This window comes from Paenibacillus ottowii, assembly GCF_050516475.1.
GTDB lineage: Bacteria > Bacillota > Bacilli > Paenibacillales > Paenibacillaceae > Paenibacillus > Paenibacillus ottowii.
Genome location: NZ_CP191577.1, coordinates 265331 through 292246, shown reverse-complemented (window position 1 = coordinate 292246; position 26916 = coordinate 265331). Strand labels below are relative to the sequence as shown.

Genomic DNA, 26916 nt, shown 5'->3' with positions numbered 1-26916 from the left:
GCTCCGCCTTTCCTCCTTCACCCATGCAGGAAAAGGATGTATCGGGTATTAGCTACCGTTTCCGGTAGTTATCCCTGTCTTGTGGGCAGGTTGCCTACGTGTTACTCACCCGTCCGCCGCTAGGTTATTTAGAAGCAAGCTTCTAAATAACCCCGCTCGACTTGCATGTATTAGGCACGCCGCCAGCGTTCGTCCTGAGCCAGGATCAAACTCTCCATTAAAGACCAACCGAAGTTGGTATATTGAAAGAGCGATTAGCTCATTTTGAAACTGACGAGATAAAATATCTCTTATTTGCTTCCATTTCATACAGCCAGATGGCATGTACCAAAATTTCAGCATTGGATTTTGTAAACAAAATCCGTACTCACTCGTTGTTCAGTTTTCAAAGATCAAATCTTTCGAATCAGCTCATCGCCTCATCAACTCTTATATCATATCATGTCCGAACCAACTTTGCAAGCATTTTTTTTGAAATCTTTTTGAATCAATGGCTCACAACTATGTGTTTCTTGGCCGGAATTAGAATATATCATATTCAATTTTAGTTTGCAAGCATTATTTATATGAAATTTCACAACATATATTTATTATTTGTTTCCCTTCATATATTACTCCTTTTGATTCTACTCGTGATTAACTAAAAAAAAGAACCTCCTTCCTTAAAACAACAGGAAAGAGATTCTTTTATCTACTGAATTATTCGGAACCCATAAAGGCAAAGCGGATCACTACAATAATAGCAAGCACCCACATAAGCCAGTGAATTTTAACTTTATTACTGGTAAACAGATTACTGAACACCGCCAGCACAACGTAAGACAGAATCCCAGCAGAGATACCATTCGCTATTCCACCTGTAAAAGGCATTAAAACGATGGTCAGGAATGCCGGGAATGCCAACAGGAAGTTATCCCATTCAATATTGCGAACCTGACTCATCATCAGCACCCCAACGATAATCAGAGCCGGAGCAGTAGCTGCAGAAGGCACAACCAGAGCCAACGGAGCTATAAAAAGGGACAACAAGAACAACACGCCTGTCGTTACAGCAGTGAGACCTGTACGTCCACCTTCTTCTACCCCTGCGGAGCTTTCTACAAATGCCGTAATTGTACTTGTACCCAACACTGCACCAGTACTTACACCAACAGCATCTACAAGCATCGCTTTACCGATAATTTTTTCGCCCTTTTTCTTATCTTTCATTATGCCTGCACGCGTCGCTGTACCCACCAACGTACCAAACGTATCAAAAAGCTCTACAAATGTGAAGATAAAAATAATATCAAACAGACCGATATGCAAAGCTGCTTTCAAGTCTAACTGCCCCACTGCCAAGTTGCCGAAGTCTGGAATCCAGTGGCCTGTTGTCAAACTACTCAGATTCGTTACACCCATCGGAATCCCGATTAATGTAGTAGCTACGATTCCAATCAGTAATGCACCTTTGACCCGAACGACCATCAACGCTGCAATAATGAGCAACCCGATTAGCGCCAGCAGCGCATCTTTTTGATGTACCAGACTACCTAGAACCAAATTAAAAGCATGACCCGGAACTGGATGACCAACATCGGTCCCTGGAACGATACTCACCATAACCAGATTACAAAGCTTGAAGCCTACAATTGTGACAAACAAGCCGATACCAACTGTAATAGCTGTTTTCAAATTTTCCGGAACCGCAACAAGCAGCATCTGTCTTACCCGGGTAACGGTCAAAATCAGAAAGACGATACCGGATATAAATACAGCGCCAAGTGCCGCTTGCCAAGTAATCATCCCATTAGAACTCAAGACTACAGTCATAAAATAAGCATTCAAGCCCATCCCGGGTGCCATACCGATCGGTACATTTACAAACAAGCCCATCAGAATGGTAACTAAGCCTGCACCTACTGCTGTCGCAAAGAAAACAGCTTCACTAGGCATCCCCGCTCCAGTGGGTCCCAAAAAGGTATTGTTGACCACCAGAATATAAGCCATAGTCATAAAAGTAGTGATCCCCGCAATAAGCTCAGTGCGGACGTTCGTGCCATGTTCCTTTAATTTAAAGAAACGCTCCATGAGTCGTAATTCCTCCTACGCAAAGCATACTCGTATTGTTGTCGTTCAATTGCTGTAATATTCGCATTCCTATACGCTGTATTACATCCGTTATTTTAGGCTCTCCCCTACGGCTTGTCAACAGAAAAAGCGAATGTTACAAATTGAACACATATGTATTGTTCGGAAAATAGATAACCCGCAAGCTATTATTCAGCTGGCGGGTTATCATTTAGGATAATCAGATGCCTTTAAGATCATTTCTTTTTGCACACTTTACATATTCTTCACATTGCTTGACATACGCTGTAGTGCATTTGTTAAAGCCACAATTTCCTCATCGTCAAACTTAGCAAGGAGCTTTTCTTGAAAGGCTTCTCTTTGCTCTGTCAAAACTTGCAGCTCTTGAATTCCTAATTCGGTTAAACGTATATAAGTCACACGCTTATCCTGCTCTTTTTTACTGCGTAAAATAAGACCTTCCTCTTCCAGCCTTTTCAGATGCCGGGTTACCGCTGCCCCATCCAGAACGAGCAGATGTTGAAGCTCCAGCTGACTTAGTTCCTGACGATGATTAATATGATACAAAATTTCGACCTTGGTGAAGCTAGTTTTTAACTGTGCTTCAAAAGCATTATTCATTTCTTTACACAAAAGATGCATGCGATAAAATAACTGGCTTTTTTCAGAGCAATGTTCGATGACTACTTCTCCTCCTTATGATACTTGACCTATCAATTGATATATCAAGTATTATACACTCTCACTAAAAATATACAAGTCCTGAGACAAGTCTGTATATACAAATCCTACAATCAGAAAAAATGCTCAAGCTAAACGAATAGCCTGAGCATTCTAGAATTTGTAGTTGTAGTTAGTAGGGTCATTCGATAAAACGATGAAATGGTCCAAATTACAGTGTATTCATAAATCCGATAATACGGGCCGCCATCCGCTCGTGGCCTGCCTGATTCGGGTGCAGGCCGTCAGGAACACCATTTTCCCCTGTAAAGTACATCTGTTTATGTACAGGCAATAGTGGTTGAATTCCGGCGATATTCCACAGATCGCAGCACGGGAAAGAATACAGCGAGGCTACTTCTCTCACGGCCTGTGCATACGCGCTATAGACTTGACCAGTAATGGCATTAGGCAGATACTCAGGAACCGTATCACTTGATCCGTGAGGCGGAGTCAAAAAGACGATCAGCTTGTCCGGGTAACGGTTAATTAGTCCTTCGGCAATATGCTTGAGCGCACCATAAAACGTACGCGTTTCTGTTGATGGCGTATCCAAGCTACCGAACGGTATTTCTCCCATCGAAAAATCGTTTCTTCCCCCCATAAAAAAGATCACGTCCGCATGAGGGTTCATTTTCTCATAACGCTCACACATCGGTTCAAAACCGCCGCTGGCTACACTGCTGCCGGATATGCCGTGATTCTCAAAGGTTAGGAATCCCAGTGCGTCGCTCACAAGATGGGGGTAAGGTTTTTCTCCATCACTCAATTCATATCCAAACGTAATGCTATCGCCCAGAAATACAGCATGGCTACCTTGGTACTTGCCCTGATTAGTTGTCAATCAACTCCACTCCTACCTATTAGATCGTATTATTGATTTCGATAAATTTATGTTCAATCGCTGTCATTTCGTGATTTGGACGAGATATTAAATATGTATCCATGTAGCCGAAGGTTGGGGGAACGGGTAAATAGGACGATACTTTAAACTGCCTCGCCAGTTTTTTAGACATAAGGGTGATTCCCATTCCCATCAGAGCGAACTCCACCATCGTATCGAATATTCCAACCTCGACAACCTCGCCATGGGTCAATTGCATGTCCTGATACATCTTCTCTAAATGCGTGAGGTACAGGCAGCTATCCGACAATATGATAATAGAAGCTCCTTGCAGTACCTGTTGGAGATCCGAGCCTTCGTGTATACCTTTCCCCACCAGCACCAGCTCTTCACGACATATTTTTTGATAATGAATATATGGGTTGGTAGGATATCCTGTAACAAAAGCAATATCAAGCTCGCCGTCGAGGATGAATTGCTCCATTTCCGTGGTGGTTCCCGTTTTTAATGTCACCGAAGCCTGCGGGTACATCTCGTACACCTTCGTTAGTGCCCTTGTTGTTCCGCCCGCTACAATGGACTGCATCGTGCCGATGCGCAGTTTTTCCTCGTGGGGTCTCATTTTCATTTCTGTGTCTTGCCACAGCGTTAAAATTTGCTTGTACTGAGCATATAAAATTTCTCCGGCGGGTGTCAGTTCCATACCACGAGGCTTTCGGTAAAATAACGCTGTGCCATAGTAGGTCTCCAGCTTCTTTATTTTAGCCGTCATATTCGATTGCAGATGATTCAGCTTTTGGGCAGCTTCTGTTAAACTTCTAAGCTCCGCCACTGAAACGAATGCCTGCATATTTTGAATATCCACATCTTTACCCCCCATCAAAAAAAAATGATATCAACATCATTAACAAACATTATTCTTTATGAGTTAAGTGTATTATATTGGCCTTGAGCACTATTTTCTACCCACATTTTAAAATCAGGAGGGATGGCACATGGTTAAGCAGAAGATTCGTGCAGGTATCATAGGAGGTTCAATGAATAATAAATGGGCCAGCCAAACGCATATTCCGGCTTTACTCAGACACCCAAACTTGGATATCACAGCTATCGGCACTTCCCGTATGGACAGTGCACGAAAAAGTGCAGAGGACGTGGGGGCGCCATTGGCTTTTGACGATGCCAAAAAGCTTGCAGCCTCCAAGGATGTGGATATGGTCGTGGTGAGCATAAAAGTTCCCCATCATCACGAGGCCGTAATGGCGGCTATCCAAGAGGGAAAGCATATTTTCTGTGAGTGGCCTCTGGGGGCCAACACTGCGGAAGCTGCTGAAATGGCTAGAGCAGCGGAACTGGCGGGCATTCATCATACCGTTGGCTTGCAGGCACGGCAGGATTTTGAGGTGCAAACGATGAAGAGGCTGGTCGAGGACGGGATAATTGGTGAAATTGTATCCTGTCATATGCAAGTAGCTACTTCTGGCAAAGGAGGACGAACAGATCAGGATACGGCTTATTTGCTCAATAGAGCCAGTGGTGCCAACCTGCTGACCATTAACGGAGGACATGCTTTAGACGCGCTGCAATACATCGTTGGTGAATTCCGCGAACTGTCGGCTATCACATCTTCCCGTTATAACGAAGCCATGATTCAGGAAACGGGTGAAATCATTCCCAAGGATACAGCAGATCAAATTCTGATTCACGGATTGTTGGAAAAAGGAATTCCTGTATCAGTTCACATTCAGGGTGGAGTGAATTCTAAGTTTGAGCTAGAGATTCAGGGGAAAAAGGGCATTTTACGTTTGAGCCAAAATCCTTCGCTTGGACATGTTCAATTTGGGAACCTGACGCTTGAAAAACTTGTATATGATCAGGGAAATCATCAAAGTCATGTGCTTAATGGCTTTTTTGAAACAATATACATAGCAGCTGAGCCTGATGCTCGCCTGGATTTCCCCAAAGAAGGGGTAACCCTGAATGTAGCCAAGGCTCATCACGTATTTGCCAGCGATATTTTGACGGACACCCGTCTTGCCCCCGATTTCAACCATGCACTACAGCTGCATCAGCTACTGGACCGCATTGAGGAATCGGCTGCAACCGGGAAAAAGATTGTATTGTAAGGTAGATGGTAAAAAAAGAACCTTTCAACACCACTATCGATGTGGTGAATGGAAAGGTTCTTCATCTTTATCATATTAGTCGTTAAAATCCTATTCCCACTCGATGGTTGCTGGTGGTTTGGAAGTGATATCGTATACGATGCGGTTGACGTTGTCCACTTCGTTGACGATCCGAACGGAGATTTTCTCCAGCACGTCCCAAGGGATACGTGCCCAGTCAGCGGTCATACCGTCAATTGAGGTTACTGCACGGATACCTACCGTGTAGGAATACGTACGGGCATCGCCCATAACGCCAACGCTCTTCATATTCGGCAAAGCGGTGAAGTATTGCCAAATTTCCCGATCCAGACCTGCTTTGGCAATCTCCTCGCGCAAAATATAGTCAGAATCACGGACAATCTTGAGCTTGTCCTCTGTCACTTCGCCCAATACACGAATGGCAAGACCCGGGCCCGGGAATGGCTGACGCCATACAATTTCGGCCGGAAGTCCACATTCTTCACCGACTTTACGCACTTCATCCTTGAACAACGCATTCAGTGGCTCGATCAGTTTGAACTTCATGTCTTCTGGTAAACCGCCCACGTTATGGTGCGATTTGATAGTTTGCGCCGTTGCTGTTCCGCTCTCTACAATATCTGTGTACAACGTGCCTTGTGCCAGGAAGTCAAAATCATCGAATTTAGCTGATTCTTCTTCAAAAACGTAAATAAATTCGTTACCGATGATTTTACGTTTTTGTTCCGGATCATCCACTCCTGCCAGTTTGGAGAGGAAACGCTCACGTGCATCAATTTTAACAACCTTCATATCGAATTTACCAACGAACGTCTCCATTACACTTTCGGCTTCACCTTTACGCAGCAGTCCATGATCAATGAACATACACGTCAGTTGGTCACCGATCGCTTTGTGAATAAGCATGGCTACTACGGAGGAATCCACGCCGCCACTTAGAGCGCACAGTACTTTCTTGTCGCCTACCTGCTGACGAATTTCACGGATTTGCTCTTCAATGAACGACTCCATGGTCCAGTTGCCTTCACAACCGCACACTTCATACAGGAAGTTGTTAATCATCTCATTACCTTGAACAGAATGCCGCACCTCTGGATGGAATTGTACCGCATACAGATTCCGCTCCAGGTTACTCATTGCGGCAATCGGCGCACTCTCTGTTCCTGCATCCAGTATAAAGCCAGTTGGCAAATCTGTAACGTGGTCGCCATGGCTCATCCATACCGTTTGACGAGAATCCAGTCCTTTAGTCAACCGAGCGCCCTCATTGAATTGCACGTCTGCTTTACCATATTCACGCTTGCCCGCACGTTCTACTTTACCGTCCAGTTGGTGGGCCATCAGCTGCATGCCATAACAAATACCAAAGATAGGGATGCCAAGATCATAAATTGCCCGATCCACCTGAGGAGCATTGTCTGTGTATACGCTGGAAGGTCCACCTGAGAAAACAATTCCTTTCGGCGCCAGCTCTCTCAGCTTCTCCGCGGGCGTATTGTATGGAAGGAGCTCGCTATATACGCCGAGATCCCGAATTCTTCTTGCAATTAACTGGTTGTATTGTCCTCCAAAATCGAGAACTACAACGATTTCATTAGGCTTATTCATTACCGTGCCTCCCTCAATTGTTCGTTTCATTATACGCAACGACAAAACAACACGTCAAGAAATCAACCATAGTTGAGTGGTCATGAAAAGATTGATAAAATAAATTGATTCTAAATTACTTAATTTGCCCGTAGGAGTGTACACGATGGATGTGCTGAAATGGATCGCGCAATTGTTCGAAGAATATGGATATGGCGTCCTTTTTTTCGGCTTGTTACTGGAGTTTATTGCTTTGCCTTTTCCCGGGGAAACCACGATGGCTTATGCGGGATATCTCTCCTATGCCGGTACCCTGGATTTCGGCAATCTAGTGCTGCTAGCTTTTTTGGGCACAACCATCGGTATGACCATTACCTACTTTATTGGAAAATGGGCTGGACTCCCCTTTATTCAGAAATACGGCAAATGGGTTTTGCTATCGCCGGACAAGCTTCAGAAAACACAAAAATGGTTTCAACGTTATGGATACTGGCTTATTTTCCTTGGATATTTCATCCCAGGTGTCCGGCATTTTACTGGTTATTTTGCTGGAATTATCGCTCTTTCTTTCCGTAAATTTGTCTTGTATGCTTACAGCGGTGCTTTATTCTGGGTCATCCTCTTTCTAAGCATCGGCAAGCTGTTTGGTCCGCAGTGGGATGCCATTTTCCATCTGGTAGAACTGTATGCGTTGCGAATCGCGGCTGCCGTAGGATTCATCATCCTGCTGTATTTTATATATCGGTGGAGGGCCTTTCTGTTTGGAACGCTATACAAATCTAAAAAGTCGGTAAAAACCAGCAACAAGGATGACAAGAAATAGTTTGGCATAATATACCGAAATCACGAAAGATATTACTATACTCCCCCGCTCCTTAAGCCGCCCCCATATTCATGGCTTCATCATTTGAGCGCTTCCCCTACTCCAAACATAACAATCTGATGATATCTTGACTCTACGTCGTCAGCATACCCAACAATGGACCCTGTAAATACAATGGGTCAAGCATAAATTCATATTTTCAGAGCATACTAAGCCAACAAACTCCAATATCGGAGGATTTTACGTATGCCGAATCTGAATAAAAGTTGTCCACTTACTCATGTATCCTCTAACTTGGAAGATAACGTAAATCATATCGAGAGCTCCTTTGGGAACAGCGGAGATGTAATCATTAAAGAGCTATTATGGATGCAAAAATGGCCGGCAGCTCTGTTTTATATCGATGGTCTGGTCAACACTCAATTACTTCATGATTCCGTTCTGCGTTCATTAATGCGGGTAAACGAACATCATGTACCTGAGGGCATAGAACCATTTAATTATTTGAAGGATCAGGTTTTAATTGCGGGGCACTCAGGTAGTCTGGACGAAATGGACGCTCTATTCAACCGGATGCTATCCGGCGGTATTATCATTTTGCTGGAAGGATATACAAAAGGCATATGGATTGATGCGGTCGGCTGGGAGGATCGGAATGTCAGCGAACCCCAGTCCCAGACAGTTGTACGGGGTCCCATGGAGGGGTTTACTGAAAATTTGCGTACCAATACAGCTCTAATTCGTAGACGAATCCGTGATCCGCGGCTGTGGATGGAAACAAGACAGATCGGTCAAGTGACTCATACCAATGTGTCTGTAATGTATATCAAAGGAATTGCTGACGAAGAAGTTATTCAGGAACTAAGAGATCGTTTGGACCGAATTGATATTGACGGAATCCTGGAAGGGGGTTACATCGAAGAGGAGATTCAGGATGAAACCTTCACCCCATTTCCGACCATTTATAACAGCGAGCGTCCGGATTCAGTCGCTGCCAGCCTGCTGGAAGGCCGAATTGCTATATTGGTGGATGGAACACCCTTTGTTTTGTTAATACCTGCGTTGTTCGTTCAATTTTTCCAGTCGGCCGAGGATTATTACCAGCGTGCTGACATCAGCACGTTGCTGCGTTTGCTGCGATTCTTTTCCTTTTTTATCGCCATGCTTGCACCCGCAGTTTATATTGCGATAACTACCTTTCATCAAGAGATGCTTCCGACAAACCTTTTGATCAGTCTTGCCGCACAAAGGGAAGGCGTACCGTTCCCGGCATTTGTCGAGGCGATGCTTATGGAGATTACTTATGAAATTTTGCGTGAAGCAGGGGTTCGAATTCCCAAGACCGTCGGACAGGCTGTCTCGATTGTAGGTACACTGGTCATTGGACAAGCAGCTGTAGATGCAGGAGTAGTCTCGGCGGCTATGGTCATTGTTGTGTCGATCACAGCGATCTCCAGCTATGTTATTCCAGAAAACGGTTTGTCGATAGCGGTTCGTATTGTACGCTTCGCCTTAATGATGCTAGCGGCAGCCTTCGGACTTCTTGGAATATTGATGGGGATCATTGTACTTTTGCTGCACTTAACCAGTCTGCGATCATTTGGTGTCTCTTATATGAGTCCATTCGGCCCATATGTGGAAAGCGATTTGAAAGATACGCTGTTTCGCCTACCTTGGTCTCATATGAAGTCACGACCTCAATCCACCCCTATCCAAAATACGATCCGCCAAAAAACGAAAAAAAGACGGATTGGCAATAAACCAAAAGCCAGAAGGGATCAATCATGAAACAGACCATACATTTGCTCTTCGTCTGGGGACTGATTTCCGTATTATTGGGTGGATGCTGGGATCGAAAAGAATTAAACGAGTTGGGCATCGCTATCGGGATCGGGGTGGATATGGAAGGAAACCAGTATCAGGTGACTGCACAGGTGGTCATTCCTTCTGCAGTAGCCTCCAAATCCTCACCCAGTTCCGGCTCGCCGGTTGTCACTTATCAGGCTACTGCGCCCACGATTCAAGAGGCTATTCAAAAAATGACGGATACAAGTCCGCGATCCATCTATTTATCTCATATTCGGATGCTGATTTTAGGTGAGGAGTATGCGAGAAGAGGGATTTCTGACGCGATTGAAACCTTAATGCGAGAGCCTTTTACCAGAAGCGACTTTTATATTGCGATAGCCAAAAATAACAAGGCCTCTACCATGTTAAAGATCCCCACTCCACTGGAAAAGTTGCCTGCCAATAAAATGTTTGCTTCATTGGATACCTTAACTAAAACATGGGCTCCGGCCACCAAAGTAACCATGGATCAACTGCTTAGCGACTTGGCTAATCCTGACATCCAGTCTACCCTGCCCGCATTGGAAGCTGTAGGAGATATAGAATCGTCCAATGAAAAGGGTGTGGATGCCACCAAAAGCATATCTCCTGGCACCATATTAAGGTTCTCTGGCATTGGTGTCTTAAAAAAAGACCGCTTGCTGGGCTGGATCAATGATCAAGACAGCAAAGGGTTCAATTATATCCGAAATAAGGTGGTTTCTACTACGGGACACGCCGACTGTCAAGGAGGGGGGGACATTGCCTTATTAACCTTAAGCAGCGATACCCAAAAAAAGGTGCTTATTCGTGATGGAGAGCCTGTTATCTCCATATCAGTTACTAACAACAGCACAGTACGAGAGGTTAACTGCCAGCATATAAAGTTAAGTAGTATGGCGGATATTAAAGAAATCGAAGCTGCAAGCAATGAAAAAATCATTGAAATTATGAAGCATTCCGTAGAGACCGTTCGGAATGAGTTTAAATCAGACATTTTCGGCTTTGGTCAGCTGATCCACCAGTCCAAACCAGAGCTGTGGAAAAAACTAAAAGAACAAAAAGAAAATCCTTTTATGGATTTAAAGATTGAATATAAGGCAAAAACCAGGATCCGGAAAATTGGTTCCTTGTTAGAATCATTCCAAAAACGAATGAAGGAGTGAGCTTGATGGAGGAGAAGGGGCGTATCAGTATTACAAATATAGCCGTACTTGTATTTTTGAGTATTATCGGAGACTGTGTACTGGTGTATCCCTCCCTCATTACAGGCATATCCAAGCAGGATGCCTGGATCAGTTCATTCCTAAGCATCCCTGCAGGACTGGCTTTACTATTGCTACTCCTGCGGGTGCATCAGCTATATCCTGATCTCACCTTTATTCAACTCAGTCAGCGAATTTTGGGTCCGTGGTTTGGCGCTCTCATCTCCATATGGTATCTGTTCCATTTATTAATGAATTCAGCAATTTATTTAAGAGAAGCCGGAGATTTTATGAACAACCAGACCTATGTGATGACGCCCCTTCCCGTTATCAATTTACTCTTAGTTCTGGTGCTTATGTGGGGCATGTATATGGGACTGGAGCCTATTGCACGTACGGCTCAAATCATGTTTCCATTATGCCTAGCTTTCACTTTGTTTTTAATCCTGTGCTTACTTCCCCAATGTGACAGTCAGCAGCTTAAGCCTATAATGGAGCAGGATATTCCTAAGATTATAGAAGGCGGCATTTTCGCATTGTCCTATCCATTCGGAGAATTAGCCTTTTTACTCATGATTTTTCCTTATGTGAATAAACAACCAGGTCTAAAAAAATCCGTTTTACTATCCGGACTGGCTGCCAGCGTTTTGTTAAGCGTACTGCTTCTAGTTTCTCTCCTGGTACTAGGCCCTTTTGTAACTGAAAATAGTGTGTACACCTCTTATACGCTATCAAAGAAAATCAACATAGGGAACTTCTTGCAGAGGATTGAATCCATGATGAGCACTGCTTGGATTATCACTACTTTTGTTAAAACCATTTTGCACTTCTATGCCTTTACCTTAGGAATAACTCAGCTACTGCGATTACATAATGTCCGGACCTTTCTTGGGCCTAGCTTTATGATGCTGTTTGGTCTGATTATCGTGTCAGCACCCAATATTACTTACTATCTGGACACGATCATTCATGCCTGGATTTATTGGGATCTGACGGATTCCGTTGTTCTTCCTTTGCTGCTGCTTGTCGTATACAAGTTAAGATCGAAAAGCAATCATAGTCTGGGACCTGGTTGAGCCTCACCCATAAAGGAAGGAGCATCGACATGCTGATTACCATTGTCATTATCTGTATCGGTCTGGCCATTGCCGCCAAGGATTTGCCAGGCTTATACCGAAAACATCGCTTTAAAGATATGTTTGTATACATCCTTATGCTCGGATTAGGCACATGGCTTAGTATTCTTGCTGCCAAATTAGAGGTTACGCCAAGCCCGCTAATTTTGATTGAAATCATCTATAACCCTGTGAATGCTTTTGTGTCCCATGTGTTTGGTTTTTAGAAAGGAGACAGCCACATGTTAAAAAAAGCACGTATTAGCGTTCGACAAGTGACTGTTCTGATGTTCCTGAGTTTAATTGGGGATATGCTCTTAATCTATCCGACTATGATTACACATATTGCTCACCAGGATGCCTGGATCAGTTCTATATTATCCATTCCGCTGGGCTTAATTATCGTTTACGTGCTCCTTCGCGTTCATGAGCTCTACCCGAGCCTCACACTTATAGAAGCCATCCGTAAAATTTTAGGGCCTGTATTCGGATTAATCGTTTCTTGCTGGTATCTGTTTTATTTCTTCATGGGTACCGTCCTTAATGCGAGAGAGGTAGGTGATTATCTGACTACAGAGATATTTGAGAGCACTCCTTTGCGCGTTCTACTGGCGATGGAAGTTTTGATGCTTGTGCTTGCTGCATTAGCTGGAATTGAAGCCTTTAGTCGGGTTAGCGAGATTTTGATACCTGTGTATGTATCCATTTTTAGTGGTTTGATCCTAGCGCTGCTACCACAAATTCACCTTTCTAATGTACGTCCTGTTTTGGAAAACGGGCTCGCTCCTGTTGCTAAAGGGATGGCTCCAGGCGCGGCAATGCCTTTTGCCGGAATGTCTATCATGCTCATGGTTTTCCCTTTTGTCAGCAAAAAAGGTCATTTTAAAAGGGATATACTGCTCGCATCGCTTCTAGGTGGAGTACTGATTAGCCTCTTTCTGCTGCTCTCCCTACTTGTCATTGGACCCTTCGTGACCAACTACAGTCCATACATTTCATCTGCACTTTCAACCAAAATTAATGAGCTGAATTATATTACACGCATTGAATCACTGGTTGCTTTGCTCTGGGCACTAGTCGCTTATTTTAAGGGAGCCATTTTCTTCTTTGCCTTTACTTTCGGTATAACCCAGTTGTTTCGAATTTCTAATGTTCAACCTTTTATTATACCTGCGGGGGCGCTTGTGTATGGAATAACCATTTTGGTAACCCCCAATGTGTTTTATTATGTAAGAACTCTTGTTTATCCCATGGCTGCCTGGCATTATACGAATGGCTTGATCATTCCGCTTCTTTTGTGGACTGTTTACCTCTGTCGGCAAAAGTGGAAACATCGACAAAACACATCTGAAAATTAACAAAAAACCTTTTGAAACCGATGCTTAAAAAAGCCAGCACCCGATTCCAAAAGGTTTTTCTTTACTTACATCATGTCCTGAATGTATGCCAGCGCGGCATCAATATGGCCTTTTACCCTTAAACCACGCCATTCATGAACTAAAATGCCATTCTCGTCAATAAGGAACGTAGAGCGAACAATGCCCATGTACTGCTTGCCGTACATCTGTTTTTGCTGCCATACACCATAGGTTTCAGCCACCTGATGCTCTTCATCAGATAACAATTGAAAAGGTAGACCGTACTTGGCAATAAACTTGTCATGCTGCTTAAGTGGATCGGGGCTTACACCCAGAATCACTGTGTTCAAACCTTCAAACTCCGAATGTTTATCCCGAAAATCGCAAGCCTGGGTCGAGCAGCTAGAGGTCAAATCCTTAGGATAAAAATACAACAATACATTGCTGCCTCGATAATCCGATAGCTTGACGCTCTTTCCTTCACTGCCAGGCAATTCAAAGTCTGGTGCCGCTTGTCCAATAACGGTCGATGCCGTAGACATTTTATCATCTCCTATCTTGTAGGGGTCTTATATACGCCCTATGAGCCAGCCCCCCGGTAACGCCGAATTCCCCAGTTCCAAACCAGTAAGCCCAATGTCAGAAATACAATTCCTACCACCGGAGTTAAAAGTGCCATATGGCGCATGTCCTCTCGTTGAAGGAACAGGGAAGCCGGATATACGCCAACAAAAGCAAATGGCAGTATCCAAGTCAATACAACCTGAATGGCACGGTTATAGATCGTCACCGGATAACGCCCGTAGCCCTGGATATTGTACATGAGCGGAATAATCCCCGTAGGCGCATCTGAAAAGAATGAAAGGGAGGTTAATATGGTGTAAATCCCTGTATAAATCGCCACGGCACTTAGACTCAAAACGATTAGCGCTGGTACGAACCACCACTCCATAGCCAAATCCATCTGTGCCCCGCTGATGCCCATAATAATCAGACCGATCACTGAGCCGACCAGTGCGGGCGGGTCCACATTCTCAAGGAAAATCTGGAATAGATTATACGCAGGACGAGTCATTACCCGGTCGAGTTCACCTTTTACAATATAACGCTCACTGAAGTTCCAAAGGTTGACGAAACAGCTGAATAACCCGTAAGGAACCATAAAAAATCCATACACGAACACGACTTCACTTTCACTCCAGCCACCCAAGCTGTTCGTATGCATAAAAATAACCAAAATAAAAATAAGATTCGTGGCCTGAAAGAGCAGATCTGAAATGACTTCTACCCAAAAATCGGCACGATAGGTGAGCCGTGATTTCATGTAATTTTTCAAATATTCGCTAATGAGACCCAAATAGTACATCATCGGCTTACCCTCCCTGCACGAACAGACGTCTGCGCGCCAGCCGCCAAATGATGATCATCGGCACGAGCAGAACGACCAGCCAAATGATTTGGATACCTAGCACATTCCAGATGCCAACGCCTTTTATACGTCCCGTAAATACTGAGCCCGGCAAATAAGTAATTGCCTGAAAAGGCATCCATTGGGAGATTGTCGCCAGCCAGCCCGGAAACAAACTGATTGGCAGGATCAACCCTGAGAACAGGTCTACGACTACGCGCTTCATGCGCATCATGCCCTCGTTATTTTCAATAAAAAAGGCCGTCAATCCAGTAATAATATTAATCTGGGTATTGATTAGGAAGCTGAAAAACAGCATGACCAGAAAACCAATCCAGGCTACCGGGTCACTAGGGAGCTTCACGGGAAACAGCAGCATCGCAATCGCCATGCCCGGAATCATAAACAAGAGGAAACGAAACATCCCCTCGCCGAGCCCTTGCATAAATTTAACAAGCACATAGTTATAAGGTCGGATCATCTGAATAGCAATGCTTCCATCCCGAATATCCGTCGAAATTTCGCGATCCAGATTGTTAAAATAAAAGGCTCGTGCCATCCACGATACGGCTACATAGGTCGTCATTTGAGCAGCAGTAAAGCCTCCAATACTCCCCGCATCGCCATAAATCGCTTTGTATGTGAAATAATACACGCCGATATTCATGGAATAAATAAGTATGCCTGAATAATAGTTCACACGATAAGCAAGCATGGTAAGAAATCGGATACGAATAAAATCGGTATATACGCTAAGCATGAACTTTGGCCTCCACTATCGGATTGCCCTGGCGTTCTGCCGAGCCAGACTGATAGATACTGCGGACGATATCATCCGTGTTGGTTTCAATGATTTTGATATCCGTAATGTCCGTGCGACCCACTACCCTAGCCAGCACATCTGATACGTTAATATGAAGAGGAATCCACACCTTGGCCGCCAAATCGTTATCCATAGTCCACGTCAGCGGCATATCAGCCGTCCATGCCTGCAATTGCTCCAGCTGTGTCGTCGTACCAAATTGAAACCTTACTTCTCGGCCTGTCCCCCAACGATCCTTGAGCTCATCCAGTCCACCATCATAAATGATATTCCCATCATCCAACATAATGACGCGCGAGCACAGCGCTTCAATATCCTGCAAATCATGGGTCGTCAGCAAAATAGTGGTCCCGTGTTCCCGGTTCATGTCCTTCAAAAACTCGCGAATTTCGGACTTCACCATGATATCAAGTCCAATGGTCGGCTCGTCCAGAAAAACAATGGATGGATTGTGCAGCAAAGCAGCTACCAACTCACAACGCATCCGTTGTCCAAGGCTAAGCTTGCGCACCGGGCGGCTTAACAAATCCTGCAATTGCAGCCTTTCTACCAGCTCATCCAGCCTGCGTTTGAAGTCTGTAGCCGGAACCTGATATACTTTGCGCAGCAGTTGAAAAGATTCGATCACGCCGATGTCCCACCACAGCTGGCTGCGCTGACCAAAAACAACGCCAATGTTACCTACAAACTTCTCGCGATCCTCATAAGGGACATAGCCCCCTACCTTGAGATGTCCCGATGTTGGCACGAGAATACCTGTCAACATCTTAATCGTGGTGGACTTTCCGGCCCCGTTCTCACCAATATAACCGCATATTTCCCCTTGCGGAATACGGAAAGATATATCTTTGACCGCAGCCACCTCGTTGTATTCGCGGGCGAATAAATCAAGGAAGGCGCCTTTTAAGCCCTCGCGGTTTTTTTGAACCTTAAATGTTTTGCGCAGATCCTGCACATCAATTGCTAGCATGCTATACCTCTCAATCAGGATTTGTAAAATCCATAGTTAAATTGATTGTGCTCCAAAAAGAAATTATAATGTAATGAACTGAAAAGCGAAAGGGAGAGCATCCATGACAAGCAGAACCAAAAAGACGATATGGTCGGTTCTAGCCGTGGTAATCGTCGCGATTGTCGGCTTTGCCGTGTACTATTTTACATCTATTTATAATCAGCTGGAAAATCTGCATAAAGAGGGTGCTAACTCCCCCTTCAAAAATGTAAAGCAGGTCGATCAGGTTCGTACGCCAGAGCCTCCCAAGTGGGAAGGTACCGATATGGTCAACATTTTGCTGATGGGTGTCGATGGCCGTGGCATCCAGAAAGGGGAAGTCCCACGATCGGACAGCATGATGGTTGTATCGCTGGACCCTGTGAAGAAAAAAATCCACTTGTTCTCTATTTTGCGTGATACGTACGTGGATATTCCCGGCTACGGGAAAAATCGGATTAATACTGCCATTACTCACGGACCCAACACAGCCATGAAGACGGCTAGTGATCTGCTCGGCATCCCGGTGCAATATTATGTATATACCGATTTCCAGGGCTTTATTAAACTGGTGGACGCTATAGGCGGGATTGATTTTGAAGTGGAAAAGGATATGCATTATACAAGTAATGCGGATAAGCACGAATACGATATTGATTTAAAAAAAGGGTTGCAGCATCTGGACGGCAAGACGGCGCTTCAATATGTGCGATTCCGCCACGATGCTATGTCTGACTTTTCCCGTTCCGGACGGCAACGGGCATTTTTGGAGGCTGTAGCCCAGAAAATGCAGACTACAACTTCCATCGCTAATCTACCCAATATTTTAGAGCAGGTTAACCCGTACATTGATACAAATCTCAGTGTCAACGATATGTGGAAGCTGGCGAATGTGGGGTACCAAAGCAGCTTTGCAGGCAGCGAACAGGTTCCACCGATGAAGCTGCTTGGCGAAGAAAATGTGGGCGGCGCGGAAGTACTTACGGTCCGCGATCCCGAAAAATTGAAATCGTATGTGCAGGATATATTTAACAACCCTCCTGTGCAGACACAGGAACAAAACAAGGACCAGACCGAAACGAAGCAGCCAGATAGTGCATCATCTTCCAAAACGGATAAAGCTTCCTTTACCGGGGGCAATAAAACCACTACCGAAGATGCTTCCACACAATCAACAACAAAGACAAGACAAAAAGAGCTATAATGATGTATGCAGGGGCAGCCGTGAACGCTGCCCTTTGGCGTGTGTATACCCTATTTTAATGAACGGAAAGGAAGTTTTGATGATGAAACGGGAAAACTCCGAAGCACTATATAAAGAAGCGCTGGAGCATATTGTCGGGGGCGTTAACAGCCCTTCACGCTCCTTTAAAGCTGTAGGCGGCGGCGCTCCAGTATTCATGAAACGGGCTCAAGGCGCTCACTTCTGGGATGAAGATGGCAATAAGTATATCGACTATTTGGCAGCCTACGGCCCTATTATTACCGGACATGCTCACCCCCATATTACCAAGGCCATCAGCGAAGCGGCTGCGAATGGCGTATTGTATGGCACCTCGACGGCATTGGAAATCAAACTGGCCAAGATGCTGAAGGAAGCCATTCCTTCATTGGATAAAGTTCGGTTTGTGAATTCCGGCACAGAGGCGGTCATGACGACGATTCGTGTGGCACGGGCCTATACGGGGCGGAACAAGATCATCAAATTTGCCGGCTGCTACCACGGTCACTCGGATCTGGTACTTGTAGCCGCAGGCTCCGGCCCTTCCACACTGGGCATACCTGACAGTGCGGGCATTACAACCAACATTGCGAGCGAGGTCATTACTGTGCCATTCAATGACCTCGACGCATTGCGCCAAGCATTGGAGCACTGGAGCGACGATGTGGCAGCAGTCATGGTCGAGCCGATTGTCGGTAATTTCGGCATGGTCATGCCGCAACCAGGCTATCTGGAAGGGCTGTGCTCGATGGCGCGAGCGAACGGCTCCCTCGTCATTTATGACGAGGTCATTACCGCCTTCCGCTTCCACTACGGCTCAACCCAAACCTATGCAGGTCTGGACAACCATGATGCGATTCAGCCGGATTTGACCGCGCTGGGCAAAATCATGGGCGGCGGTCTGCCGATTGGTGCCTACGGCGGCAGCAAGCGGATCATGGAGCAGGTTGCCCCGCTCGGCCCGGCCTATCAGGCAGGTACAATGGCGGGCAACCCAGCTTCCATCTCGTCAGGCATCGCCTGCCTTGAAGTTCTTCAAGGGGAAGGCGTGTATGAAGAGATGGAACGTCTGGCTGTGAGGCTGACAGACGGTATTCAGTCTTCCGCTGATCGCTACGGCGTGCCGTTGACGATCAACCGCATTCGTGGAGCGTTCTCGACGCATTTCTGCGACCATCCGATCACGAATTATGCACAGGCGCAGGACACGGATAGCGAAGCGTTCGCATCCTTCTTCCGTCACATGCTGAATCGTGGTATCCATCTGGCTCCATCCAAGTTCGAAGCCTGGTTCCTCACAACAGCGCATACGGACGAAGATGTGGATGCCACGCTGGAAGCGGCAGAAGATTCGTTCCGTGCGATGTCACAAGGTAAATAAGCAGAGCAGTAAGCGATAGCTGGAATGGATGATAAGCTGGAAGCAGTCTAGAGATACGGGTATCTGACCAACACGTATCTGACCTTTGGGACTGCATTCCAGCTTTTTTTAATTCGTAACTGTACCGGTACAGTTGTGTTTTTTTTGGATTGTATCAAGTTATATCCTCCGGTTATATTGAGAGAACCACAGGTTCAGATCATAATTACGGAGGTTTATTATGCACAGTCGTTCCAGAAATGGGGTAGCCTATCTGGCAGCTCTCAGCTATGCAGCTATACTTGGCTTCTCATTTTTATTTGTAAAACTGACGGTAACTGAGGCAAGTCCGCTGGATGTGATTGCCCACCGCTTTGCGTTGTCGTTTATCGCTTTGACCCTTCCAGTGCTGCTTGGCTGGATCAAGGTTAATATCAAGTGGCGTGATATGCTGCGCATTTTACCACTCGCGCTGCTTTCACCGTTACTGTTTTTCCCCTTGCAAGCGTTCGGGCTGATGAGTACTTCTTCATCGGAGGGTGGAATTATTCAAGCTACCGTTCCGATCTTTACGCTCCTGTTAGCCTCCTATTTTATTAAAGAGCGCACAACGGGGGTTCAAAAGATTTCCTTACTACTCTCTGTCTTTGGTGTGGTTTTTATATTTATGATGAAAAGCGGGGCACCGTTAGCTTCCAATAGCTTTGGCGGCATTTTCCTGCTTGTGCTCTCTGCTATATGCCTATCAGGCTATAACGTGCTAGCTCGTCCATTGACACAAAAGTACAGCCCGATGGAATTGACCTACGTTACCTCCATTTTGGGATGTATCGTTTTTAATCTAGCGGCCTTAGGGTATCATGCCATGGACGGTTCCATGAGCACTTATACCGCGCCGCTCGTAAAGCCTGATTACTGGCTAGCACTGGCTTATCTAGGTATACTGTCCACCCTCGTCACCTCGCTGTTATCCAGCTTTGCCTTGAAGTGGATCGAAGCCTCTAAAATGAGTGTGATCGGTAATTTATCCACCCTTATTTCCATGATGGCAGGTGCTTATATTTTGAAGGAACAGCTTGCCTACTATCACATTATTGGTGCTGTAATGATCATTGTCGGTGTGCTGGGTACGAATTTCGGAGGGCGAAAAAGCTTCACGCCAATCAAAACAACTTCGGCAAAATCACAATGAATTAAAAGCAGACAGGGCAGACAGGTACTAATCTGCCTTCAAAAAAGAAAACTCCAAGCTGGATCATGGGACTGACCCCATTCCAGCCTGGAGTTTTTTAACTTCAGCGTTTTCGTGGACTAGACCGGGTACGCCATGACACTCATTAACGCCAGCTCCGGCTGTGTCGTGTCCAGTCTGCTATATTGTACAATGACAGGCACATCGCTAGCGACCGTAATTGCATAAGGGATACCTGTCGGAATCCGTTCGCCCGACTTTTGGAGCGAGGCTGTTCGGATATGACGGGTTCGTCTTCCTTCCACCACCTCGATCAAGCCCTCCAATGGCTCACGATCTTCAAAATAAATGTCTATACTCAGCTTTGCCGCACGGTTTCCACAGTTCAGCACGCATATACTCTCATGACTGAGCAGCTTCCCACGGCTTTCCGGTGGAATATATCCGTCGGGGATGACCCAAAATAGACCGCCTCGCGGCTGATTGGCCGCTTTTTCCTGGGAAAGTTCAGTATCTCCCATGCCATTAGCCTCCTTTCACCTATGTTTACCTCCATACCTCTAGCGCCTTTTCTACCCGTATGGATTCTCCTTGGTACGTAGCAGCTGGGCCAGAAAGGCAAGCGCCAATCCCTGGCCCCATCCCTGAATGCGCTTGTAGGGTACGTTGCGATAGCCATCTATATCGTTCATGACAGCAGTTCCAGCGGATACACCAGTCACTGTGCCGTCCTCCTTAATACGAGAAAGAATGCCGTCGATCGCCTTTTGCGTATACTTGTTAAACAGTCGGCCCTGCATAAGTAAAGCGGTTGCAATCCCTGCCGAGCCGGAGGTCTCCAGATAAGAGGTATCATCATCCAGCACTGTATGCCACAGTCCTTCGGGAGATTGCAGCCGCACCAATGCATTCAGCTGGTCACGCAGCGAGCCGTCGATGATCATATAGGATGGATGCTGCACCTCCACACATTTCAGCGCCTTGGCCATCGTGAGGGCTGCCCATGAATTGCCGCGCGCCCAGTATATCCCCGACATGCGGCTCTGGTTCGCATGATCCCAGCCGTGATAATACAAATTCGTATCTGGGTCCTGCAAAAATTCCTCATGCCCGTGATATTGCCGGATGCCATCCTCCCAATATGTCTTATTGCCTAGCAAATGACCGATACGCAGCAAATAAAAACCGGCCATAAACATCGTATCCACCCATGCTTGCTGTGGAAATACATCATGTAGTGAGTTCACTGTATGCTGCAAAATACCGTCAGCAAACCGCTCTGCTTTTTTGACCAGAAATTCTGCCATCTCGATGGCGATATCCAGGTATTTTTGCTCCCCTGTAGCCTGATGCAGCGTCAACAAACAATGGCCGACAGAAACACCGTTTACCGACAAAGGGGGCAGTCCATCCTCGATATTCTCGTCAACCCATTCTTTCAGCTGGATCAGATACTTCTCATTGCCTGTCGCTTCATACGCTTCACATACTCCATAAAAGGCTACTCCACCAGGCCAGTCCCAGCTATAGTGCATTTGAAACGTGCGTTCGACTACCCGGTCGATCACCTGTTTAATCTGTTCCTCATCAAAACTCAATGCGGGCATTTCTACGTCTCCTCCTTTGGTAAGCTTCACATTAGTTGCCCTCCTTACCACTTGCTCCAAAAAAGGTTATCTGTCAACGTAAGTACATGCGCAGCGGTTGCAAATCCAGTTCCTTCACAGCCCTCGCCACCATATTTGCAATCCGAATCGCACCATGCTCATGAAAATGCGTATTATCCTCCAGCCCACCAGAAAAGTTCATGTACTCCCCAGGCAGCAGCCACATAAAAAGCTCCTTGCTGTCTTCGGGGCCCAACTTTTCATATAACTCCTGCGTGCGAGCAGACAAATCAATGAGCGGCACGTTCGCTTCTTCCGCCAGCTCGCGAACCGCCGTTATATAGTCGCCATGTGTGTCGGACAGCGTACCATCCTCGTTAAAATAGCGACGATGTACAGGCGTTATTAGCACCGGGGTGCCGCCCTTGCTTCTTGCTCCGTCGATATACAGGCGCAGATGCTCCTTGTAGGTCGTAAAAGGCTCTGTGGCCCGCTGCGGATCAGGCTTCTGATCGTTATGGCCAAACTGGATGAACAGGAAGTCGCCTGCCTTCATCTCCCCCAAAATAGCGTCCAGCCGTCCCTCGTCCACGAAGCTTTTCGAGCTTCGCCCCGATACAGCGTGATTATCCACGCATACATCATGCTTGAACAGGGCTGGCAAAGCCTGGCCCCAGCCTGTATACGGATAGCCGGACAGCCCTTGATCCGTAACCGTGGAATCTCCGGCTAGGAACAGCCGGAGACTCTGCGGTGCTGGCGCAATCTCCAGCGCATTAATTCGCGGTGCGGTGCCAGATATGGTCAGGCGCAATTTGCCACCCCGGACAGGCACCGCAAACATCGCCTCCGTGAACTGGCCCGGCAGCGTGTGCACTGGGGGCAGCATATGCTTGCCCTCACCAGCTTGAAGCCGCGTGAGCGTTTCCGCCAGTGGATCACCAAGCAGTACGGTGACCAAAACTATTCCGTCCGGCACATCTGTAATAAACGAAGCGTTCAGTGGAATACAAAAGCTGTTTCGCAGCCGTGTACGTGCATCCTTGGCTGAATTCTGCCTTTGTCGCCCATACACATGTTCCGTAGTCTCGAAGCCATACCCCTGTTCAGCTGTATAAATGCAATCCGGGGGCACGGCCTTGTAGCCATCCGCAGACTCCCCCGGACCAAAATCAAACTTCCACATTTTACTCACTCCTCAGCCATCACCCCAAAAACTCATCATTCAATCGTATGCATATTCAGGTGCAGCCTATTTCTATGCACAAGCTTAATATCCTCACGCTATGCAATTTTTGGGTCTTAGCCCTTCAAGCCACTTGTACTCATTCCTTCTACGATTTGTTTTTGGAAAGCGAAGAATACAGCGATTACAGGCAGCAGGCTTAAGATAGACATCGCAAACATTCCTCCCCAGTTGGAGGCTGACTCGCTGTCGAGGAACATTTTGAGTGCAATCGATACGGTATATTTCTCTGGCGAGTTCAAATATAGCACCGGACCTAACAAGTCCTCCCACTTCCAGTAGAAAGAGAAGATGGCCGCCGTAGCCAGCGAGGATTTGAGCAAGGGTAAAATAATCCGAAAATACAATCGGAACTTGCCGCATCCGTCAATCGTCGCCGCTTCATCCAACTCTGCTGGAATTGTACGTATAAACTGCACCATCAGGAAGATAAAGAACGGCATCCCGAAAAAGGATGGCACCACCAACGGCAGGATCGTATTGATCCAACCAAGCTTAGTAAAAATGATATACTGTGGCACCAGCACCACATCGCCCGGCAGCATCAGCGTCACCATCATCAGCGCAAACCACAAGTTGCGCCCTTTGAATTTCAAGCGTGCGAAGCCAAATGCGATCAATGAGGAAGATAGCACGGCGCCAATCGTGGAAATCACTACGATCGTGAGCGAATTCATGATATATGTGCCGAAGTTATAGCCCGTTGTGCCTTTCCAGCCTGTTACATAGTTTTGCCAAATCCATTCTGTAGGGAAAAGCGAGGAGGCCGTGACGAAGATCGTCCGACTTTCTTTAAATGAGCTGAACAGCATCCAGAACACGGGGTATAGCATCAGGAGCGCCAGCGCAGCAACCAGAATATGATAAATTGGCCATTTGAACGTTTTCCATGCCATTGTTATCAGCGCCCCTTTTCCGTTTCATAAAACACCCAGAATTTGGATGTTATAAATAAAATCGCTGTCAGTATCGCAATCATTATGAGCATGACCCAGGCCATAGCCGCCGCATATCCCATATTGCTGAACATAAACGCCTGCCGGAACAGATACAGTGAATGCAGCATCGTTCCATCCATTGGGCCTCCCTCACCCTTGGAGATGACATAGGCCGGAACGAAGGTCATAAACGCACTGATCGTCTGCATAATCAAGTTAAATAAAATGATCGGACTTAGCAGCGGCAGCGTAATACTGAAAAATTTTCGTACTGGTGTAGCGCCGTCTACACTGGACGCCTCGTACATTTCATGCGGAATGTTTTTCAGCCCTGCCAGAAAAATAAGCATGGATGAACCAAATTGCCATACAGACAAGGTAATTAGCATCATTAGCGAAGCATTCGGATCACCAAACCATTTTACCGGGGTTGCCCCCAAGGCCGAAAGCAAGCTGTTAACAATGCCCTCATTACTGAAAATGTTGCGCCACATGATGGACACTGCCACGCTCCCCCCGATAATAGAAGGCAGATAGTACATCGTCCGGTAGGTGCCCACCATGCGTGACTTGGTATTCAAAATCATCGCCACAAACAACGCAAAAATCAGCCGCAACGGTACACCGACCAATACATACGTAAACGTGACCCTGATCGAATTCCAGTACTTCGGGTCGCCTGTGAACATTTTTTCGAAGTTACCCAGACCAATCCATTTGGGCGGGGTGAACAGATTGTAGCTGGTAAAGGACAGATACAGCGAAATAAACATTGGAATTAACGTAAATGCCAGAAAGCCCACAATAAACGGGCTGATAAACGCATATCCGGTCATATTGGCTTTCAAGCTCTGATGATTTCGCAAGCTCATCAAGCCTCCCTTCTCTTGCAATTTAAAATTGGCGATTTCAAATGTGTCCATCAACCGTTGTTATATGAATTTTATTTTGATATCTACAAAGGGAGCTTCTGCGATGGGCTCGTCGGATCAACCGTGCGCAAACATGCTTTGTACTACGCACGGTTAACCTAACGAAACAATCCTTCAACCCTAGGCTTAATCGTTGTCAGATATCAAAAGCCCACGTTGCATTGTTACTGCTTGTTATTCGCAAGGATGGTATTCGCATCAGCCCGGAATTTGACCGCTGCGTCTTCAGGTGTCATCTGTCCGAAATTGACCTGCTCAATATAATCGGTCAGAGTAGCAATCACTTCCGGCGATCCAACCGGTGGCGGTGGGCTCATGGGAGAAGCTTTTGGCTCCATGGAAGCCACAAATTCAAACACCTGCTTCGTTGCCTCGCTCAACTCCGGTGCTACAGCTTCCTTGATTTTGGCAGAAATCGGTACGCCGCGTTCGCCTTTAATCAATTTATTCGCTTCTGTATCGTTCATCCAGAAATCAATAAACTTGGCGGCCTCATCCTTCACCTGTGAACGGGAAGCCACTGCCCAGTACATTGTAGGCTGCATATACACGCCTTTTTCCATATTCGGTCCAAACATCGGAGCAAGTGCCATGGGACGATTCACGACCTGCTGTAAGCCTACATACTGATTGGACCACTGCCAAATGCCGATGCCCGTTCCTTTTACGATATCCGATTCCTCAAGAATGCCCTTGGTTTGGTTCATGACTTCAGGAGTTGGTGTCGCTCCCTTCTTAATCAGCTCAGCCAAACCACCGAAGAAATCAACAAACAGCTTATCGTCGTCATACCCCAATCCTGTTCCTTCGGTATTGTAGAGAGATTTTCCATGTGTCCGCAAATAGTAGTGGAAGAAAATATCCGCAGCCATGGAACTGTCAAAATAAACTTTATTGGAGGCTGCCTTCAAAGCCAGCTCTTTGTATTGATCCCATGTCCAGTTATCAGGAATTTTGTCTATGCCGGCTTTTTTGAGCAATGCCGGATCATACTGGAAGCCCAGCACATTGACACCTGTTGGGATGCCATATTGTTTTCCGGCAATGATTCCGGTTTTGAGTACATTTTCGTTCACATCAGCGACTTGGATTTTCTGATTCAAGTAAGGCGCCATATCTTCCAGTTGGCCGTTCTTCGCATATTGGCTAATATACGAAATGTCCATCTGCACGATATCCGGCAGTTGATTGGCCGCCGCCTGCGGTGCAAGCTTCTTCCAATAGTCATCGAAAGAGGCATATTCCACATCAATCGTTACATTCGGATTTTTTTGCTTATACAAGTCGATAACCTTTTGCGTATATTCATGGCGCGTATCCGATCCCCACCAAGCGATTCGCAACTTTACTTTCCCGTCTGCACTTGTGCCCGAATTGCCTCCGCCGTCCGCTCCACTACATGCCGTCGTCAACACGAGCAGCATTGCTATGATCAGAAACCATCCCTTTTTGCCCACCTATCTCTCCCCTTTTCGCTGTTCTAGAAAGGAGCCCTATGACA

General features: G+C 46.1%; 25 protein-coding genes. 10 read left to right on the top strand and 15 right to left on the bottom strand.

The features are described 5' to 3' along the window. Nucleotides 1-699: 699 nt before the first annotated feature. The 4 genes from ACQQ6X_RS01335 to ACQQ6X_RS01320 form a co-directional block, all read right to left on the bottom strand. Nucleotides 700-2070, bottom strand: a complete 1371-nt coding sequence (locus ACQQ6X_RS01335; protein ID WP_305167735.1) for an NCS2 family permease — start codon at nt 2068-2070, stop codon at nt 700-702. A 255-nt stretch (nt 2071-2325) separates the two neighbouring features. Further along, a complete protein-coding gene (locus ACQQ6X_RS01330; RefSeq protein ID WP_305167734.1) occupies nt 2326-2691 on the bottom strand; it encodes a MarR family winged helix-turn-helix transcriptional regulator in 366 nt (121 codons plus the stop codon). Between the two features lie 271 nt (nt 2692-2962). Continuing rightward, nucleotides 2963-3634, bottom strand: coding sequence for an SGNH/GDSL hydrolase family protein (locus tag ACQQ6X_RS01325; protein WP_305167733.1), 672 nt, complete (start codon nt 3632-3634; stop codon nt 2963-2965). A 19-nt stretch (nt 3635-3653) separates the two neighbouring features. Next, nucleotides 3654-4499, bottom strand: coding sequence for a LysR family transcriptional regulator (locus ACQQ6X_RS01320; protein WP_305167732.1), 846 nt, complete (start codon nt 4497-4499; stop codon nt 3654-3656). A 130-nt stretch (nt 4500-4629) separates the two neighbouring features. Between ACQQ6X_RS01320 and ACQQ6X_RS01315 the strand changes: the two genes are divergently transcribed. After that, a complete protein-coding gene (locus tag ACQQ6X_RS01315) occupies nt 4630-5760 on the top strand; it encodes a Gfo/Idh/MocA family protein (protein WP_305167731.1) in 1131 nt (376 codons plus the stop codon). A gap of 90 nt (nt 5761-5850) precedes the next feature. On the opposite strand, the gene guaA is transcribed toward ACQQ6X_RS01315, so the two are convergent. Then, nucleotides 5851-7389 carry a glutamine-hydrolyzing GMP synthase gene (gene guaA, locus ACQQ6X_RS01310; protein ID WP_305167730.1) on the bottom strand — a complete coding sequence of 513 codons (1539 nt, stop codon included), beginning with the start codon at nt 7387-7389 and terminating at the stop codon, nt 5851-5853. A gap of 145 nt (nt 7390-7534) precedes the next feature. On the opposite strand from guaA, the gene ACQQ6X_RS01305 reads away from it, so the two are divergent. The 6 genes from ACQQ6X_RS01305 to ACQQ6X_RS01280 all read left to right on the top strand — a co-directional run bounded on the left by ACQQ6X_RS01305 (nt 7535) and on the right by ACQQ6X_RS01280 (nt 13696). Beyond that, nucleotides 7535-8191: a DedA family protein gene (locus tag ACQQ6X_RS01305; RefSeq protein WP_305167729.1), complete on the top strand. Its 657-nt coding sequence runs from the start codon at nt 7535-7537 to the stop codon at nt 8189-8191. 246 nt (nt 8192-8437) lie between these two features. Continuing rightward, nucleotides 8438-9979 carry a spore germination protein gene (locus ACQQ6X_RS01300; RefSeq protein WP_305167728.1) on the top strand — a complete coding sequence of 514 codons (1542 nt, stop codon included), beginning with the start codon at nt 8438-8440 and terminating at the stop codon, nt 9977-9979. Further along, complete coding sequence (locus ACQQ6X_RS01295) at nt 9976-11184, top strand: Ger(x)C family spore germination protein (RefSeq protein WP_305167727.1); 1209 nt, start codon at nt 9976-9978, stop codon at nt 11182-11184. The genes ACQQ6X_RS01300 and ACQQ6X_RS01295 overlap by 4 nt, the downstream gene beginning before the upstream one ends. A 5-nt stretch (nt 11185-11189) precedes the next feature. Beyond that, on the top strand, nt 11190-12299 hold the full coding sequence (locus ACQQ6X_RS01290) for a GerAB/ArcD/ProY family transporter (RefSeq protein WP_305167726.1): 1110 nt from the start codon (nt 11190-11192) through the stop codon (nt 12297-12299). A 29-nt stretch (nt 12300-12328) separates the two neighbouring features. Further along, nucleotides 12329-12565, top strand: coding sequence for a hypothetical protein (locus tag ACQQ6X_RS01285; RefSeq protein WP_305167725.1), 237 nt, complete (start codon nt 12329-12331; stop codon nt 12563-12565). 15 nt (nt 12566-12580) lie between these two features. Next, nucleotides 12581-13696, top strand: coding sequence for a GerAB/ArcD/ProY family transporter (locus tag ACQQ6X_RS01280; protein WP_305167724.1), 1116 nt, complete (start codon nt 12581-12583; stop codon nt 13694-13696). Nucleotides 13697-13761: 65 nt separating this feature from the next. On the opposite strand, the gene bcp is transcribed toward ACQQ6X_RS01280, so the two are convergent. From bcp to ACQQ6X_RS01260, 4 genes are read right to left on the bottom strand one after another with little or no spacing between them, the layout of a single operon-like run. Beyond that, a complete protein-coding gene (bcp, locus tag ACQQ6X_RS01275) occupies nt 13762-14238 on the bottom strand; it encodes a thioredoxin-dependent thiol peroxidase (protein ID WP_305167723.1) in 477 nt (158 codons plus the stop codon). A gap of 38 nt (nt 14239-14276) precedes the next feature. Then, nucleotides 14277-15065 (bottom strand): ABC transporter permease, encoded by a 789-nt coding sequence (locus ACQQ6X_RS01270; RefSeq protein WP_081276784.1) that lies wholly within the window; start codon nt 15063-15065, stop codon nt 14277-14279. Nucleotides 15066-15069: 4 nt separating this feature from the next. After that, on the bottom strand, nt 15070-15864 hold the full coding sequence (locus tag ACQQ6X_RS01265) for an ABC transporter permease (RefSeq protein ID WP_305167722.1): 795 nt from the start codon (nt 15862-15864) through the stop codon (nt 15070-15072). Next, complete coding sequence (locus tag ACQQ6X_RS01260; protein WP_305167721.1) at nt 15857-16897, bottom strand: ABC transporter ATP-binding protein; 1041 nt, start codon at nt 16895-16897, stop codon at nt 15857-15859. The genes ACQQ6X_RS01265 and ACQQ6X_RS01260 overlap by 8 nt, the downstream gene beginning before the upstream one ends. A gap of 103 nt (nt 16898-17000) precedes the next feature. Here ACQQ6X_RS01260 and ACQQ6X_RS01255 point away from each other — a divergent pair, with 103 nt between their 5' ends. The 3 genes from ACQQ6X_RS01255 (at nt 17001) to ACQQ6X_RS01245 (ending at nt 20692) form a co-directional block, all read left to right on the top strand. Beyond that, nucleotides 17001-18122, top strand: coding sequence for an LCP family protein (locus ACQQ6X_RS01255; protein WP_305167720.1), 1122 nt, complete (start codon nt 17001-17003; stop codon nt 18120-18122). A gap of 82 nt (nt 18123-18204) precedes the next feature. After that, nucleotides 18205-19521 (top strand): glutamate-1-semialdehyde 2,1-aminomutase, encoded by a 1317-nt coding sequence (locus ACQQ6X_RS01250; protein ID WP_305167740.1) that lies wholly within the window; start codon nt 18205-18207, stop codon nt 19519-19521. A 220-nt stretch (nt 19522-19741) separates the two neighbouring features. Then, the gene (locus ACQQ6X_RS01245; protein WP_305167719.1) at nt 19742-20692 is read left to right on the top strand and encodes a DMT family transporter; all 951 of its coding nucleotides are present in this window, start codon (nt 19742-19744) and stop codon (nt 20690-20692) included. Between the two features lie 119 nt (nt 20693-20811). Here the strand turns inward: ACQQ6X_RS01245 and ACQQ6X_RS01240 are convergent, their stop codons facing one another. From ACQQ6X_RS01240 to ACQQ6X_RS01215, 6 genes are all read right to left on the bottom strand, one after another. Further along, nucleotides 20812-21213, bottom strand: a complete 402-nt coding sequence (locus ACQQ6X_RS01240; RefSeq protein WP_305167718.1) for a sensory rhodopsin transducer — start codon at nt 21211-21213, stop codon at nt 20812-20814. A gap of 51 nt (nt 21214-21264) precedes the next feature. Next, complete coding sequence (locus ACQQ6X_RS01235; protein WP_305167739.1) at nt 21265-22299, bottom strand: glycoside hydrolase family 88/105 protein; 1035 nt, start codon at nt 22297-22299, stop codon at nt 21265-21267. Between the two features lie 73 nt (nt 22300-22372). Beyond that, a complete protein-coding gene (locus ACQQ6X_RS01230) occupies nt 22373-23485 on the bottom strand; it encodes a rhamnogalacturonan acetylesterase (protein ID WP_305167717.1) in 1113 nt (370 codons plus the stop codon). A gap of 116 nt (nt 23486-23601) precedes the next feature. Beyond that, a complete protein-coding gene (locus tag ACQQ6X_RS01225; RefSeq protein WP_025685353.1) occupies nt 23602-24441 on the bottom strand; it encodes a carbohydrate ABC transporter permease in 840 nt (279 codons plus the stop codon). A 5-nt stretch (nt 24442-24446) separates the two neighbouring features. Then, a complete protein-coding gene (locus tag ACQQ6X_RS01220) occupies nt 24447-25355 on the bottom strand; it encodes a carbohydrate ABC transporter permease (protein ID WP_058831218.1) in 909 nt (302 codons plus the stop codon). A gap of 224 nt (nt 25356-25579) precedes the next feature. Continuing rightward, on the bottom strand, nt 25580-26872 hold the full coding sequence (locus ACQQ6X_RS01215) for an ABC transporter substrate-binding protein (protein ID WP_305167716.1): 1293 nt from the start codon (nt 26870-26872) through the stop codon (nt 25580-25582). Nucleotides 26873-26916 lie beyond the last annotated feature (44 nt).

Excerpts from the sequence above, each read along its gene's own strand:
- ACQQ6X_RS01230 (WP_305167717.1), bottom strand. The coding sequence starts at position 23,485 with ATGTGGAAGTTTGATTTTGGTCCGGGGGAGTCTGCGGATGGCTACAAG.
- ACQQ6X_RS01250 (WP_305167740.1), top strand. The coding sequence starts at position 18,205 with ATGAAACGGGAAAACTCCGAAGCACTATATAAAGAAGCGCTGGAGCAT.
- ACQQ6X_RS01330 (WP_305167734.1), bottom strand. The coding sequence starts at position 2,691 with ATGAATAATGCTTTTGAAGCACAGTTAAAAACTAGCTTCACCAAGGTC.
- ACQQ6X_RS01305 (WP_305167729.1), top strand. The coding sequence starts at position 7,535 with ATGGATGTGCTGAAATGGATCGCGCAATTGTTCGAAGAATATGGATAT.
- ACQQ6X_RS01245 (WP_305167719.1), top strand. The coding sequence starts at position 19,742 with ATGCACAGTCGTTCCAGAAATGGGGTAGCCTATCTGGCAGCTCTCAGC.
- ACQQ6X_RS01285 (WP_305167725.1), top strand. The coding sequence starts at position 12,329 with ATGCTGATTACCATTGTCATTATCTGTATCGGTCTGGCCATTGCCGCC.
- ACQQ6X_RS01265 (WP_305167722.1), bottom strand. The coding sequence starts at position 15,864 with ATGCTTAGCGTATATACCGATTTTATTCGTATCCGATTTCTTACCATG.
- ACQQ6X_RS01290 (WP_305167726.1), top strand. The coding sequence starts at position 11,190 with ATGGAGGAGAAGGGGCGTATCAGTATTACAAATATAGCCGTACTTGTA.
- ACQQ6X_RS01260 (WP_305167721.1), bottom strand. The coding sequence starts at position 16,897 with ATGCTAGCAATTGATGTGCAGGATCTGCGCAAAACATTTAAGGTTCAA.
- bcp (WP_305167723.1), bottom strand. The coding sequence starts at position 14,238 with ATGTCTACGGCATCGACCGTTATTGGACAAGCGGCACCAGACTTTGAA.
- ACQQ6X_RS01270 (WP_081276784.1), bottom strand. The coding sequence starts at position 15,065 with ATGATGTACTATTTGGGTCTCATTAGCGAATATTTGAAAAATTACATG.
- ACQQ6X_RS01220 (WP_058831218.1), bottom strand. The coding sequence starts at position 25,355 with ATGAGCTTGCGAAATCATCAGAGCTTGAAAGCCAATATGACCGGATAT.
- ACQQ6X_RS01225 (WP_025685353.1), bottom strand. The coding sequence starts at position 24,441 with ATGGCATGGAAAACGTTCAAATGGCCAATTTATCATATTCTGGTTGCT.
- ACQQ6X_RS01280 (WP_305167724.1), top strand. The coding sequence starts at position 12,581 with ATGTTAAAAAAAGCACGTATTAGCGTTCGACAAGTGACTGTTCTGATG.
- ACQQ6X_RS01295 (WP_305167727.1), top strand. The coding sequence starts at position 9,976 with ATGAAACAGACCATACATTTGCTCTTCGTCTGGGGACTGATTTCCGTA.
- guaA (WP_305167730.1), bottom strand. The coding sequence starts at position 7,389 with ATGAATAAGCCTAATGAAATCGTTGTAGTTCTCGATTTTGGAGGACAA.
- ACQQ6X_RS01315 (WP_305167731.1), top strand. The coding sequence starts at position 4,630 with ATGGTTAAGCAGAAGATTCGTGCAGGTATCATAGGAGGTTCAATGAAT.
- ACQQ6X_RS01255 (WP_305167720.1), top strand. The coding sequence starts at position 17,001 with ATGACAAGCAGAACCAAAAAGACGATATGGTCGGTTCTAGCCGTGGTA.
- ACQQ6X_RS01300 (WP_305167728.1), top strand. The coding sequence starts at position 8,438 with ATGCCGAATCTGAATAAAAGTTGTCCACTTACTCATGTATCCTCTAAC.
- ACQQ6X_RS01235 (WP_305167739.1), bottom strand. The coding sequence starts at position 22,299 with ATGCCCGCATTGAGTTTTGATGAGGAACAGATTAAACAGGTGATCGAC.
- ACQQ6X_RS01335 (WP_305167735.1), bottom strand. The coding sequence starts at position 2,070 with ATGGAGCGTTTCTTTAAATTAAAGGAACATGGCACGAACGTCCGCACT.
- ACQQ6X_RS01240 (WP_305167718.1), bottom strand. The coding sequence starts at position 21,213 with ATGGGAGATACTGAACTTTCCCAGGAAAAAGCGGCCAATCAGCCGCGA.